Origin of the sequence: Planococcus antarcticus DSM 14505 (genome assembly GCF_001687565.2) — a bacterium.
In the GTDB taxonomy this organism is placed as follows: domain Bacteria; phylum Bacillota; class Bacilli; order Bacillales_A; family Planococcaceae; genus Planococcus; species Planococcus antarcticus.
On record NZ_CP016534.2, the window covers coordinates 2,550,628 to 2,563,675 of the forward strand.

The following is a 13,048-nucleotide window of genomic DNA, read 5'->3' on the forward strand; positions in this document are numbered from 1 at the left end:
TCCTTATTCTTAAGAAACCAAGGGAGACAAAACATATGCATGAAGCAATGCTGCCGCCGCTTTTAATGAATCTGTATGTGTGCGTTCGTATGAATGGGAAGCTTCAATCCCGGGACCAAACAAGGCATGCTTGACATCGTGTCCTGCACTGATGGCGGCTGACGCATCCGATCCATAATAAGGATAGATATCGACTTTGTAGTCGATATCATGGCGTTGCGCCAAAGAAATCAAATGTCGGGTCAATCCATAATGATAAGGACCACTTGAGTCTTTAGCACAAATGGAAACGGTGTATTCGTCTGATTCCTGACCGTCTCCGATGGCACCCATGTCAACAGCAATGTATTCCTGAGTTTCTGACGGGATGCTGGAATTTCCGCCGTAGCCGATTTCTTCATTATTAGAAATATAGAAATGAGTCGTATGAGGTAACTGCTCTCCAGTTTCGCTAAAGTGTTTGACCAACTGAAGCAACAAAGCTGTACTTGCCTTATCATCCAAATGGCGAGATTTGATATAACCAGACGCCGTAGCTTCAAATCTAGGCTGAAACGACACGAAATCTCCCACTTCAATACCTAAATTTTGCACTTGATCTTTCGAGAAAGCTTTTTCGTCCAAGCGCACTTCCATGTTATCCGCATTGCGTTCTGCTGAGCCCGCATCTTTGTAGACATGGACTGTCGTCTGGTGCAACAGAATCGTTCCGGAGACAGTTGAACCGTCCGCTTTATGTATGAGGCAATTCTCCCCTTCGATGGCATTAAACTTAAAGCCGCCGACCAATGATAACTTTAAACGTCCGCTTGGTTTGATTTCTTTCACCATGGCGCCGAGTGTATCTACATGTGCCGTTAACAGGCGATGCTGCTGTTGATTTTTGCCTTTGATGGTGGCAATCACTGCCCCTTTGTGCGTTGTCCTATATTCGACGTTCCACTGTGCCAGTAAAGTACAAATTTTTTCCATGACGTCCATGGTATAGCCAGACGGGCTCGGAATTTCCACTATTTCTTTTAATAAATCGATCGTTTCGCTGTGATTCCATTGGTAAGTCATCTCTATCACTCCTTGGTCTTATAATCATATCAAAATCAAAGATGTTCGGACAGTCCTGTCTTATAGTATTATAGTATTTAGTTGAATTCATTCTATTCCGCTGAGTTATACTCACTTACTGTTTTCCTCCATATCGGCTTTATTTACTTCAGGAGCAATACGGAAGATGATTTCTTTGATTGGACTTAAATTGATGAATACGTTGAACTATCTAATAACGGTTGATGAAAAGCAAAGCTGAAGAAATCACTCGAAGCGGATGTTTTCTGCTTATATTTCCTTTGCTTCGTTCAGTCTAATGGGCGCAGCTCACGCTATCCCGCAAGAGTTGCCGACTCCCTCTCTTTCTTCCAAGTTTCTCTGAACATTAAATGACGAATCAGTAGACATATGAAACAATCCAGCAGAGAACCCCGATGGAACAGTGCAGCAACAGAGCAACAATCCACTCAGGCACTATGTGCAAATCCACAAAAAAGCGGAACTGGTTCATAGAATATCCGCAATAGAACAGTACCTATTATAAATAATTTGTTCAACATATTATAGAGATTAGTAAGCAAAAAATTAGAGGTGACTAATGGAAAGCAATCTGACCAACCGCAAAAGAAACCAATTATTTATCCATTTATACGGATTTTCAAGCATCTTGCATTTTTTGCTCAATCAATGGGTTGAAATGAATTCGGCGGTGATTTCCCCATTTTTCGGTATAGCATCCTATCTGGTATTGTTGGTGCTATTTTCCAGCAATTTAAAAGAGCGATTGCTTCAATTCGCTATTCTGTTTGCTATGAACCTGTATGTCTTCATTTTGAATTTCGAATCTTTATCTTCTGTAACACTTGTATTCTTTGTCGTGCCCATTATCGCTGCTGCTTTATACAACGACACGAAGCCAATTGTCCTGCTTGCCCTTGTCACTTCTTTTGAATTTTTTCTTTTGTTATTGGTATTTGACCGCTTTTCTGCAAGTGCCCCGCTGCCTTATATTCAATTGTCCATCATCGTTTTTTTTGTTGCGGTGTTGTCGATTACCTTGCTTCACAGTATTTATTTCAGCCGGTATTGGAAGCAATTGGAGATGAAAAATGTGTCAATGGAAATGGCACTGATGTCAAAAGAAGGCTATCTACAGTTGTTTTTTGAAACAGCCAAAGATGCCATTGCTGTTTTCGATTCGAATAATAAAATCATCGCCGTAAACCCCGCTTTCGAAGAGCTGTACGGATGGACTTCTGAAGAATCCATTGGAAAAACGCTGCCGCTTTATCCACAGGATATGAAAGAAGCCGTCGAAATGCGAACATTGGAAGTCCAACAAGGGAAAAGCTATTCTCTTCTGGAAACTGTGGATGTCCGAAAAGACGGCAGCCGCTTTCACGCCCAGATTACATTGTCACCGATCTTTGACCAATCTGAAAAAGTTATAGCCACCTCGATCATATCGCGGGACATCAGTTATCAAAAAGAGTCAGAAAAACTGATTTTACAATCGGAAAAATTAAAGCTCGCTGGAGAAATTGCCGCGGGTGTTGCACACGAAATCAGAAACCCCATGACCGTTATTTCTGGGTTTGTTCAAATGATGCACCACGACCCAGACCATCGCTTTCCTGAATATACGGCTTTGATCCAGTCTGAGATGGAACGCATTAATTTGATTATTAGCGAATTTTTGGTTTTGGCTAAACCACAAGCTTCGTCATTGAAGAAATTCAGCATACAGAGTGCACTGGACGATATTTTGCTACTTTTCGGTCCAGAGCTTAATATGCATGGCATCAACATAAAAAAAGAGTGGCAAGAAGATTTCCAGGTTAATGGAGAAGAACATCACATGAAACAGGTTTTCATCAACTTATTGAAAAATGCTATTGAATCGATGGATGAGCCTGGAGAAATTCGAATACGGCTGAAGGCTGAAAGTGACTCCATGCTGTCTATCAGCTTTAACGATTCGGGAGATGGGATTTCAGAAAAAGATCTGGGTGAAATTTTCCAGCCTTTTTATACAACAAAAGCAACTGGTACAGGATTGGGGCTGCTTATTTCGCAGAAAATCATTCAAGAACACAAAGGCGCTCTCACCATATCAAGCAAACTGGGAGTGGGAACAGTAGCCACCATTCTTTTGCCAGTAGAATAAGTAAAAGACAGAAGGAGAAAAATCACTAGATTTTTCTCCTTCTGTCTTTTTTACCTTAGCTGTTTGTCGGGCGAACCGATTTTGGTCAATCCCAGTCATCATTATAGTCGTCGTCAGTCTCCGAATCGACTTTTAGGATAGAGCCGTCCTTGGCATTGACCTCGACATCATGCTCAGAACGTCCATCTTTAATTCCGATTTCATAATATGAAACACCATCGTCATTTTCAAGTTCGAAGCCTTCAACTGTACCATCTACCACGGCTAGAGCCGCCTCAATCGCTTTTTCAGAACCAATCAGCCCTTCGCTTGATGGAGTGGTTTTGCTGTTTGAATTACTTACAGCTGAAGATGGATCGACCGATGAAACAGAGGTCGCTTCACTCGATTGCTCGGAATTGTTATCTCTGTCTTTTTCACATTTTTGCTCGAGTACTTCTCCTGTGTAGGCATCAAATTTAAAATCATATTCGTAACCATCAAAATCAACATCGACTTCGTAGTGGACTCTTCTGTCATCTTTGTCCAATTCAATATCGGTAATGCGGCCATTTGCCAATTCCAAAGCTTTCGTTGAAACTTCTTCAAAACTGAGCATTTCTTTAGCTGTTGAAGCTCCCTGTACTCCATTTGTCACCACTCCTGTTGCAGATGATGGATTTGTTGCAGGAGTTTGGGAGTTTGCCAATACAATTCCTCCAAAAACCAAAATCCCTACTGCTACCGGAATATAAATTAGTTTTTTCATGTGATTTCTCCTCCTCATTTGTTGTTACTCTTACAATAACCTTCTCTTCTGAGTAGAAGGTTAAGGGTTTATGAGAATTTGATGAGAAATCCATGAAACTATTCTCAGCATCAATCGTTCCGCTCCACTGACATCGTATCGCCACGGATTGCATGGATTTGAATAGTTGCTTCTTGTTCAGTCTGGTCATTTTCAATTTCCACCAGGTAGTAACCACCATCGTCTGTCTGCACAAATTCGACTTCTTGAAGTTCTCCATTTAGCGTATTTTTTGCCAGCCTGACCGCCTCATCGCGTGTAATGATTCGATCGGGTTCCTGCTCTGGTTCTTCTGCTGGCGCTGCCGCTTCGACCGGCTCTTGACTGATGCTTCGCACTTCTCCTGTAGCTGCGGATAAGACAATCGTCGACAACTGCGTTTCTTCCATCACTTTGACGTCATATTCGTTACGTTCTTCGTTATAAGTAACTCCCTCAATCGTTCCAATTGCCCGTTCCAATGCAATCTCCTCTGCTTGCTGTTCCGTGAGTTCTTTTGCAGGCTCTGTTTTTTTTATCAATTCAATTGTTTCTATTTGCCCGTTCTGGCGGTTGACAAGCGCTAGATAAAGACCATCCGGACGCAGAAATTCCACTTCATAGATATCTCCGGACTCTGTATTTTTCGTCACTTTTCCTCCATACTGGCTAATCACGGTTTCATTGGCTTGTTCTGCTGTAACTTCCGGTGAGGAACGCGGAAACAGTAGAAAAGCCAAAACTGCCACTCCAAACAAGATCGTTGTTGACGCCATTAACATCCATTTACGCATCACAATCCCTCCTGATTTGAGTGTACATCATCAACATTAAAATTCTCTGAGAAAATGATGGATACCGTAGTCCCCAGCAGTTCGATACTTTCCAACTCGATTTCGACTTTCAACGAATCACTCAATTGTTTCGCCAGCGCCAGGCCTAAGCCGAAGCCACCTGTTTCTCTGTTTCGCGCTTTATCTACTCGGTAAAAACGTTCAAAGACCAAAGGTACGGCTTCTTTTGGAATGCCAATCCCCGTATCGCGGATTTGAATGACCGTATCTCCATTCTTTCTGGCCACCACTTCGACCTTGTCGGAGCTGTATTTCCGTGCATTGTCTAGCAGAATGTACAATAGTTGCTTGAACTTCGCAATGTCCGTAACGACTGGTAGCGACTGTTCGGTTGTGATCAGCTTGAATTCACGGTCATAGGATGCGTTCAGCGCTGTGACCGTTTGTTCCAACAACTCGAGTACATCCACTTTTTCCCACTCCATCTGGGATTCACTTCGGCGGGCAATGTGCAGCAATTGTTCAATCAATGCCTTCATTCGATCGGTTTCTGCACGGATGGCGGACACGCTTTCCTCTGCGATCTTTTTATCCTGCATGCCTTGTCGCTGCAGAAGTTTTGCATAGCTGCCGATTACTGTCAGCGGCGTCTTCAGCTCATGGGAAGCGTTGGAAACAAACTCCTCCTGCTTGGAATAATTTTCTTCCAGCAAGCCCATCATTTCATTGAACGTATTGCCCATTTGCGCCAGCTCATCTTGTGATTTTCCTTCTACCGGAAGCTTTTCAAATTGGCCGTTGCGCTGGATGCGCATCATAGTCTTTGTCAGGTTCGTAATCGGCAATGTAACGATTTTGCCCAGCACGATGCTGGAAATAATGACAGGAATCATGGCCAATAAGGTCCCCACTACCAGGACCAAGCGCAATGTATTCAAATTATTTGTCGTTTCCCTTAGAGACTGAGCAACTGTCAATTCAGCTACTTGGCCGTCTGTCCAGATGATGGGCGCTTTACCATAGGCAAAGCGCTCTCCTTCAACTTCCACAGTTCCGGACTGGCCATCTAGTTCAGCGGGAAGCTCAACAGTCACTGACGGGGATTGGATGGGTGACGGCTGATTACCTTCTGGTAGAGTTACCTTGACAAGTCCGTTAACCGGTAAATATGCCCGCAGCACAATTCCGGGATCTGCAGCTTCAGTTTCATTGAGTTCAGCCACCAGTGCGTTTGTTTCTGCCTGCAGCTGATCCACTTCTGTTGAATACGTCAATTGGCTGAAGGAAAAATAAATAACAATGGCCAATACTAGCAAAATGACCAGCATCAGCAATGCGGACGAAATGTAAATTTTATTTTTCAGCTTCATTGTCGTGCTCCTTCAATACATATCCGACTCCACGGACAGTCTGGATATAGGTTGAACTTTCACCGGTATCTACTTTCCTCCGCAAATAACGGATATAGACATCTATAACATTGGTATCTCCGTAATAATCATAGCCCCATACAGCATTCAGCACTTGTTCATGGCTCAGTACTTGCTGCGGATTTTTGATCAGGTACAGTAAGAGAGCGAATTCACGTGGTGTCAATTCAATCAAGCGTCCATTGCGTTTGACATCACGCGTACTTTCGTTCATCTCCAGCTCATGGAAACGGTGCAGTGCTGAATTTCTGTTGCCGTTCGACAAGCGCAGGCAGGCACGGATCCGCGCCAGCAACTCTTCAATCTCAAATGGTTTGGTGACATAATCGTTGGCACCCAGATCCAGGCCGGCCACTTTGTCTTTCACTTCGTTTTTGGCGGTCAGCAAAACAACTGGAATCACCGCATCAGAAGAACGGATGCGTTTCAATACATCCAGACCATGAATTTCTGGCAGCATCAAATCGAGCAGAATCAAATCCCAGTCCTGCTCTCGAAATTGAATTAACCCTTCCGCCCCTGTATGGGCCACACCTGTTTCATATCCTTCAAATTTTAATTCCAATTCCAACACACGCGCAATGCTTTTTTCATCTTCGACAATTAAAATGCGTTCTGCCATTGCCATCACCTCTTAATGTTTATAATAGCAGAATTTAGAAGAGCGCAGGCGCCCGTGTAGATTCGACAGCCACAAGTCAGACCAGCAGTGTGGCGTTCTTTGCCACGCAGCTGGGTTGGCTTATGACCCGAGAATCTGGGCGCCGGAGTCTGGACACCGACAAGCGCAGGCGCCTGAAAACAGAAAAAAAGCGACCCGCAGGCCGCTTATCTCAATACAGTCTTAATCCATTTCGCTTTATTTTTATAAGGCGGAAAGACCAGATTTGTCGATAATTTAGTTGATTTCTTCAAAATCGATTTGGCGTGTGTAAAGGTTTCAAAGCTGGATTTGCCATGATAGGAATTGATTCCGGATGTGCCGATCCCGCCAAACGGCAGATAAGTGCTGCCAACGTGGGAAACTGTGTCGTTGATGCAGCCGCCACCGAACGGCAATTGGTCTAGGAAGAACCGAGTTGCACGATCATTTTCTGAGAACAAGTAAGCCGATAAAGGCTTTGGCAACTTACGGATTTGGCGTAGCAGCAGTGGCAGGTCCGTATAGCTGATAACCGGCAAAATCGGTCCGAAAATTTCATCTTCCATCGACGGGTTATCCCACCCGATATTATCCAAAATCACAGGTTCAATGTACAGATCATTACGGTCCATATTGCCACCGTAAATAACCTGATTGGCTTCTTTTTGTACAATTTCCGCTAAGCGGTCAAAATGTTGAAGATTGACAATACGCCCGTAATCCGGACTTTTTTGTGCATCTTTGCCGTAAAAATTTTGTATTGTTTTTGTTAATTTTTTTAGGAATTCTTCTTTGACGGACTCATGTACGCAAATATAGTCAGGCGCAACACAAGTTTGACCTGTATTCATCAATTTTCCCCAAGCAATTCGTTTTGCAGCAAGATCAAGATTCGCTGTCTGGTCCACAATTGCCGGGCTTTTGCCCCCAAGCTCCAACGTAATAGGCGTCAAGCGCTCCGACGCTGCTTTCATGATAACTTTCCCGACATTGACACTGCCCGTAAAGAAAATATAATCAAATGAAGCGTGGATCAAGGCTGTCACTTCTTCACGCTCTCCTTCGACCACTCGAATATAATAGGCAGGAAATGCTTCTTCAATGATAGTGCGGATGACTTTTGCCACATGAGGCGTTGCTTCAGAAGGCTTGACTACCGCACAATTCCCGCCAATAACGGCTCCGATTAATGGCTCCATCACCAGCTGGAACGGGTAGTTGAAAGGCCCGATGATTAATACAGAGCCATACGGTTCACGAATGACAAAGCTTTTAGCGGGTTGAAGATGGATGGGTGTCTTGACTTGTTCAGGCTTCATCCAGTCTTCCAATTTTTTTGCCATGCTGCTGATGCTGTCGAGCACAAAACCGACTTCTGTCGCATAAGCTTCAAATTCGCTTTTGCCTAAATCTTTCTTCAAAGCATCGATTACTTCCGCTTCATGGGATTGGATAACACTTTTCAACCGGTGCAATTGTTCAATCCGAAAATCTGCTGATTTTGTGTCACCTGTATAAAAATAAGTACGCTGTTCTTCTATCATTTGTTCTACGTCGTTTGCTGTAAAATTCACTTTTCAACCTCCTTTGATTTTCTACATTATACCAATTAAGGGCTTGTATAAGCTAAGTTAATGATTTAGATTGTCGACATTCCGCAACGCAGCGGCAATGGTTTTTACGCAGCGGTATGTAAAGGCATTTCTTTGATCAAATCTGGTAAAGATTCAGAACTAAAGCTTACTCAGCTAATAAATGATCGATATAGCGTTGGACTACCAGGCCTTCTTCAAAATTGACCAAAAGAGTTGACTGGTTTTCCATTTCCTCAAAAAGCGATGGGACCTGTTCAAATTCAGTGATCAATTGACGATCTTCGCCTTTTCTTGATTCGTAGAGATTCGACCAATTTTCCAGCGTCATAACCCCTTGCTCCCCGTAAACCTTGAACTGTAAGCATTCTTTCTGGCCGATGCTACTGATACCCGTCAACAAGAATGGAATCTGTTCAGCGGTAAGCCCGTGGGCAATCAGTCCAGTTTCACATTCTTCAGCCTGCTCTGGGTAAGTGATGTGATGGGACGTAAACGATAGCTCACCAAAGAGCCGGTTCATCAATTGGAAATAATGGGGGAAAACTTCACGGACAAAGCCTCCTTGGCTTCTTGAACCGATCCATGGATTTTGCTGCCACAATCTTGGCCAATCCGGAAAGAAGGTTTGCAGTTCGATACGGATCACTTTTCCGATCTGTCCCCCTTTGATGCGTTTCGCCATTTCACGAACTGCCGGCTTATACATTAACGGGAAATGCATGGCCGTTTGGACACGATTATCTTGCACGGCTACTGCCATCATTTCGCCGGCTTCTACATTATGTGCCAATGGTTTTTCACACAGGATATTGATCCCTGCACTGGCCGCAAGTTCAGCGATTTCTGCATGAAAGGCCGGTGGCGTCGCAATGTAAACCCAGTTGACATCTGCATGCAGCACTTCCTCTACTGATTTCGCCATTGGAATTCCGTAAGTTTCGCTGATTTCACTAAGACGTTCTGTCTGTTGATCATAGACCATCTTTATTTCCACATGGCTTTCCTGCTGAATTTGTTTAATGATTCGTTCTCCAACAATTCCTGCTCCAATGATGCCGATTGAAATCACTAAAAATCTCTCCCTTTGTAAAACCTTTTGGCTTTTTTCGCCGTTTGTTTATTAGTGTAACCTGTAAGGGTATAGAATAGTCAAACAATACCATTACACCCTCGAGGAGGAAATCACATGAATGAACAAAAAAATTGGTGGGAGCCTATCTTCACAGGCCAATTAGAAGTCGGCGTCAATAAAGAAAAGCTGGAAAGCACTACTGAGGAATCTTTCTTGTATTACGATGAAGCTGCATCAACAATGGAGTTAGCCCTTTAATTGCTGAAGCTTGCCCGTTTTTGTTGCTTGGGTACATAAAGAGAAACTCCACCTAGTGGGGTTATTCCCTACTGAGTGTTAGTTGATCTAATCGGACTTTAGCGTCTTGTTCAATTTTTCGGATTGAACAAGACGTTTTGTTATGCAAAATTTTAGAGATACCCCCGACAGAGTTCCGCAAACAATCGCCTGATTGCAAGGAAGTTAGTTTGTTCATATAATATGAAAGAGATGAAAGCGGGGATCCCTATGAAACTAAAACTTATACTGCTGTGCCTATTCTTCCTATCAGGCTGCGGTATATCGGATTCGACTGACACATCCGGCACGACCGATCAGATTCCAGTAGAAGTGACACAGGTCATTGACGGCGACACCATTAAAATCATCTACGAAGGCGAAGAAGTGACCGTGCGGTATCTGTTGGTGGATACGCCGGAAACCAATCACCCGCGACTCGGCGAACAGCCCCTTGGCAAGAAAGCTACTGAAGCGAACAAACGGCTGATTGAATCGGGTGATGTGTCGATCGAATTTGATGTCGGAGATCGTTTCGATGATTATGACCGGCTGCTGGCTTATATTTATGTTGATGGCGAAAGCATCCAGGTGCAGATGCTGGAGTCTGGCCTGGCGAGAGTGGCTTATGTCTTCCCTCCAAACACTCGCTACCTCAGCGACTTCGAGCAAGCGGAACAAGTTGCCAAAGAAAATGAAACAGGCGTCTGGCAATACGAAAATTATTCGACTGAACGGGGCTTTGATTCGGAAGCGTACAGACAAAAATCTGCCGGAAATGCCAGCTCTTCCAACGAAGAGCAAGCGAACGGCGACTGTGACATTAAAGGCAATATCAATCGCAGCGGCAATAAAATCTATCACCTGCCAAGCGATTCTTCTTACGAACAAACCAATCCCGAAGAATGGTTTTGTTCGGAACAGAAAGCAAAGGATGCTGGCTTTAGAGGTGTGGGGCAGTAGGATGGTTAGCTCCACGAAGCAGTGTGGATTGCCAACACGCTACTAGTCGAATGACCCCAAATACGGGCAATTTTTTCTTCCTCGATAACTATTGACTTTTTCTGTGGACAAGCTATACTTATATTTGTCCTGGAAATTGAGATTCCTTAGCTCAGCTGGGAGAGCGCTACCTTGACAGGGTAGAGGTCGCTGGTTCGAGCCCAGTAGGAATCATATCTAAAGAAACTCATTAAACCATTGGTATATCAATGTTTTAAAGAATTAGAGGTCTTGAAGCTATTATGCTTTGGGCCTCTTTTTTGTTGTGCTTTTTTCGTCAAGATGCTAAGATATGATCGATTTTCAAACTGGTAAAAAACATTTTTATTCAATAACCTGTTTTGCGTGGTCTGCTTTTACAGTAGCAAATTGCTTAGAAATGGGGGCCTAGGTTTAAACTCCCTTCCGTTTTCTAAAAACTCATTCCAAATGCATTCTTACAATTCATGATGATGTACCACAAAAATTTCCTTCGATTTATGAGAGTAACCGCGCGCCCTTCAACGATTGCGCATTTTTTTCGGAGGCGCTGCCAGTTTTTCAATCAACCATGACAATCGCAACAACTTCATCAATTCGTAACCTATACTTTTTTTCTGACTCCACGCAAATCAACATCCGACTTCTTACATCGATGCCCTCAATCGTTCCCCTGCGCTCATGGATTATGCCTTCCTTCCAACTTTGAATAACAACTTCGCATTGGCGCTTCAGCGCAATGTCCATCTCCTCCTGGAGCAACTGCAAATCGTCTTCAGTTAAATCTGGCTTCGGCACTTGTTCATCTTTCGCGTACCATTCCCGAATCATCTCGACGTGCTCTGGCAGCATTAATGCTGTCCACTTAATTCGTCCGCGGTCTTTGATGTCACCTACTGTTTTGAAGTATTTATTGCGTTTCATCGGACCACTCCCTTATTCTTTATTGTGTCCGCCAATCAATTTCGTTCGTGCAATGGCGGTGCCTGCCCGTGTACCTGATACGCCCCGGTAGATTGCCGAATAACCGTACCTTTTTCGGATCGTGTCCATCGCTTCTCCTAGGCTTCTGTTTTCGAACTTCCTTTCATCAAAAAGGCTTAACTGCATCGATGATTCCTCTTCCAGGTTGCTGATGGCCAGTGAAATTTGCCGCACCGGTTTATGCTGGAAATGCTCACGAAAAATTTCCAGACAGACCTGGTACATCTTTAACGTGTCGTTTGTGGCTTCATCAATGGACCGCGAGCGGGAAAATCCACCGCCAAAAGCCGTCTTGCTGTAGATGATGCTCAAGTGGATGGTCCGCCCTGCACGCCGGGCTTGGCGCGTCCGCATCGCAACATCTTCGCACATTTCCAGGATGATGGTCATGATGTCTTTTTCTTGTATATAATCCCGGTATAGAATCTGCCCCTTCCCGTAACTGACCTGCCCCTCAATCAAGGGAGAACCCATATCCGACAAATCGATGCCATTAGCATGCTGGTGCAGTTGGTTGCCTAAAATGCCAAACTGATTTTCAAGGATGGAAACATCTGCACAGGCCAAATCGCCGACAGAATAAATCCCCATGTTATTCAAAGTCTTTTCTGTCCGGGAGCCGATACCCCACACTCTGCTTAAAGGCCTCACAAGCCACAATTTCATTGCCACATCGGCATAAGACCAATAGGCAAATCCCGTTCTTTTCGCTTCCAAATCTAATGCTAGTTTCGCCAGTAGCATGTTCGGTCCTCCACCAACTGAAGAAGGCAATTTAAAACAATCCAATATCTCTTGCTGAATACGGCGCATAGTGAATGTTGGTGGCCCCCATAGCTTTTCAGTTCCTGTAAGTTCGATAAAACTTTCATCCACACTATAAATATGGAGCGATTCTTTCGGCACATAGGCTCCTAACAACTCAGTGATAGCCATGGACTTCTGTAAATAAAGCTTCATTTTCGGTTCAATTAACACAATATCCTTATGGTTTGGAATTTCAAAAAGCCGTGTACCGGTTTTTACACCAAACCTTTTTTTCATCATCGGCGAAGCAGCTAAGACCACACTTCCTTTCCGTTCCTGATTGCCGACAACCGCAAGACAAACTTCCAGTGGATCCAATCCCAGTTCGACTGCAGAAACGCTGGCATAAAAGCCGCGCATGTCGATGCAAAATATATATCGTTCTGGTAATTCAAGAACTTTCATAATTACCACCTCTCAAAATGGAACGTATGTTCTTATTCTATACCACGAATATGCTGACGGCAATCCTTTTCGAGAAAATATAAA

12 protein-coding genes and 1 tRNA gene are annotated in these 13,048 nt (G+C 43.8%); 4 read left to right on the forward strand and 9 right to left on the reverse strand.

Annotation, left to right across the window (positions count from 1 at the left end; genetic code table 11):
• Window positions 1–9 precede the first annotated feature (9 nt).
• Window positions 10–1,062 carry a M42 family metallopeptidase gene (locus BBH88_RS12770; RefSeq protein ID WP_006831515.1) on the reverse strand — a complete coding sequence of 351 codons (1,053 nt, stop codon included), beginning with the start codon at window positions 1,060–1,062 and terminating at the stop codon, window positions 10–12.
• Window positions 1,063–1,642: 580 nt separating this feature from the next.
• Here BBH88_RS12770 and BBH88_RS12775 point away from each other — a divergent pair.
• Window positions 1,643–3,211, forward strand: a complete 1,569-nt coding sequence (locus BBH88_RS12775; protein ID WP_006831516.1) for an ATP-binding protein — start codon at window positions 1,643–1,645, stop codon at window positions 3,209–3,211.
• An 85-nt stretch (window positions 3,212–3,296) separates the two neighbouring features.
• Here BBH88_RS12775 and BBH88_RS12780 read toward each other — a convergent pair whose 3' ends face one another.
• From BBH88_RS12780 to BBH88_RS12805, 6 genes are all read right to left on the reverse strand, one after another.
• The gene (locus tag BBH88_RS12780; protein ID WP_065536722.1) at window positions 3,297–3,959 is read right to left on the reverse strand and encodes a PepSY domain-containing protein; all 663 of its coding nucleotides are present in this window, start codon (window positions 3,957–3,959) and stop codon (window positions 3,297–3,299) included.
• Between the two features lie 110 nt (window positions 3,960–4,069).
• Window positions 4,070–4,771, reverse strand: a complete 702-nt coding sequence (locus BBH88_RS12785; protein WP_065536721.1) for a PepSY domain-containing protein — start codon at window positions 4,769–4,771, stop codon at window positions 4,070–4,072.
• Window positions 4,771–6,141: a HAMP domain-containing sensor histidine kinase gene (locus BBH88_RS12790; protein WP_006831519.1), complete on the reverse strand. Its 1,371-nt coding sequence runs from the start codon at window positions 6,139–6,141 to the stop codon at window positions 4,771–4,773. The genes BBH88_RS12785 and BBH88_RS12790 overlap by 1 nt, the downstream gene beginning before the upstream one ends.
• Window positions 6,125–6,823: a response regulator transcription factor gene (locus tag BBH88_RS12795; protein WP_065536720.1), complete on the reverse strand. Its 699-nt coding sequence runs from the start codon at window positions 6,821–6,823 to the stop codon at window positions 6,125–6,127. The genes BBH88_RS12790 and BBH88_RS12795 overlap by 17 nt, the downstream gene beginning before the upstream one ends.
• Window positions 6,824–7,029: 206 nt before the next feature.
• On the reverse strand, window positions 7,030–8,418 hold the full coding sequence (locus tag BBH88_RS12800; RefSeq protein WP_006829704.1) for an aldehyde dehydrogenase: 1,389 nt from the start codon (window positions 8,416–8,418) through the stop codon (window positions 7,030–7,032).
• Between the two features lie 166 nt (window positions 8,419–8,584).
• Window positions 8,585–9,508, reverse strand: coding sequence for a Gfo/Idh/MocA family protein (locus tag BBH88_RS12805; protein WP_006829705.1), 924 nt, complete (start codon window positions 9,506–9,508; stop codon window positions 8,585–8,587).
• Between the two features lie 117 nt (window positions 9,509–9,625).
• On the opposite strand from BBH88_RS12805, the gene BBH88_RS19420 reads away from it, so the two are divergent.
• From BBH88_RS19420 to BBH88_RS12815, 3 genes are all read left to right on the forward strand, one after another.
• The gene (locus BBH88_RS19420; RefSeq protein ID WP_169314370.1) at window positions 9,626–9,769 is read left to right on the forward strand and encodes a hypothetical protein; all 144 of its coding nucleotides are present in this window, start codon (window positions 9,626–9,628) and stop codon (window positions 9,767–9,769) included.
• Window positions 9,770–10,018: 249 nt separating this feature from the next.
• Window positions 10,019–10,750: a thermonuclease family protein gene (locus BBH88_RS12810; RefSeq protein ID WP_065537370.1), complete on the forward strand. Its 732-nt coding sequence runs from the start codon at window positions 10,019–10,021 to the stop codon at window positions 10,748–10,750.
• 140 nt (window positions 10,751–10,890) lie between these two features.
• Window positions 10,891–10,963 (forward strand) — tRNA-Val (locus BBH88_RS12815).
• A 366-nt stretch (window positions 10,964–11,329) separates the two neighbouring features.
• Here the strand turns inward: BBH88_RS12815 and BBH88_RS12820 are convergent.
• Together BBH88_RS12820 and BBH88_RS12825 are read right to left on the reverse strand one after the other, a co-directional pair.
• Window positions 11,330–11,692, reverse strand: coding sequence for a YolD-like family protein (locus tag BBH88_RS12820; protein WP_006829707.1), 363 nt, complete (start codon window positions 11,690–11,692; stop codon window positions 11,330–11,332).
• Between the two features lie 12 nt (window positions 11,693–11,704).
• The gene (locus BBH88_RS12825; protein ID WP_006829708.1) at window positions 11,705–12,964 is read right to left on the reverse strand and encodes a Y-family DNA polymerase; all 1,260 of its coding nucleotides are present in this window, start codon (window positions 12,962–12,964) and stop codon (window positions 11,705–11,707) included.
• Window positions 12,965–13,048 lie beyond the last annotated feature (84 nt).

What these genes read in the sequence shown, in the direction of transcription:
- BBH88_RS12770 (WP_006831515.1), bottom strand. Translation starts at nt 1,062, where the DNA reads ATGACTTACCAATGGAATCACAGCGAAACGATCGATTTATTAAAAGAA.
- BBH88_RS12775 (WP_006831516.1), top strand. Translation starts at nt 1,643, where the DNA reads ATGGAAAGCAATCTGACCAACCGCAAAAGAAACCAATTATTTATCCAT.
- BBH88_RS12780 (WP_065536722.1), bottom strand. Translation starts at nt 3,959, where the DNA reads ATGAAAAAACTAATTTATATTCCGGTAGCAGTAGGGATTTTGGTTTTT.
- BBH88_RS12785 (WP_065536721.1), bottom strand. Translation starts at nt 4,771, where the DNA reads ATGCGTAAATGGATGTTAATGGCGTCAACAACGATCTTGTTTGGAGTG.
- BBH88_RS12790 (WP_006831519.1), bottom strand. Translation starts at nt 6,141, where the DNA reads ATGAAGCTGAAAAATAAAATTTACATTTCGTCCGCATTGCTGATGCTG.
- BBH88_RS12795 (WP_065536720.1), bottom strand. Translation starts at nt 6,823, where the DNA reads ATGGCAGAACGCATTTTAATTGTCGAAGATGAAAAAAGCATTGCGCGT.
- BBH88_RS19420 (WP_169314370.1), top strand. Translation starts at nt 9,626, where the DNA reads ATGAATGAACAAAAAAATTGGTGGGAGCCTATCTTCACAGGCCAATTA.
- BBH88_RS12810 (WP_065537370.1), top strand. Translation starts at nt 10,019, where the DNA reads ATGAAACTAAAACTTATACTGCTGTGCCTATTCTTCCTATCAGGCTGC.
- BBH88_RS12820 (WP_006829707.1), bottom strand. Translation starts at nt 11,692, where the DNA reads ATGAAACGCAATAAATACTTCAAAACAGTAGGTGACATCAAAGACCGC.
- BBH88_RS12825 (WP_006829708.1), bottom strand. Translation starts at nt 12,964, where the DNA reads ATGAAAGTTCTTGAATTACCAGAACGATATATATTTTGCATCGACATG.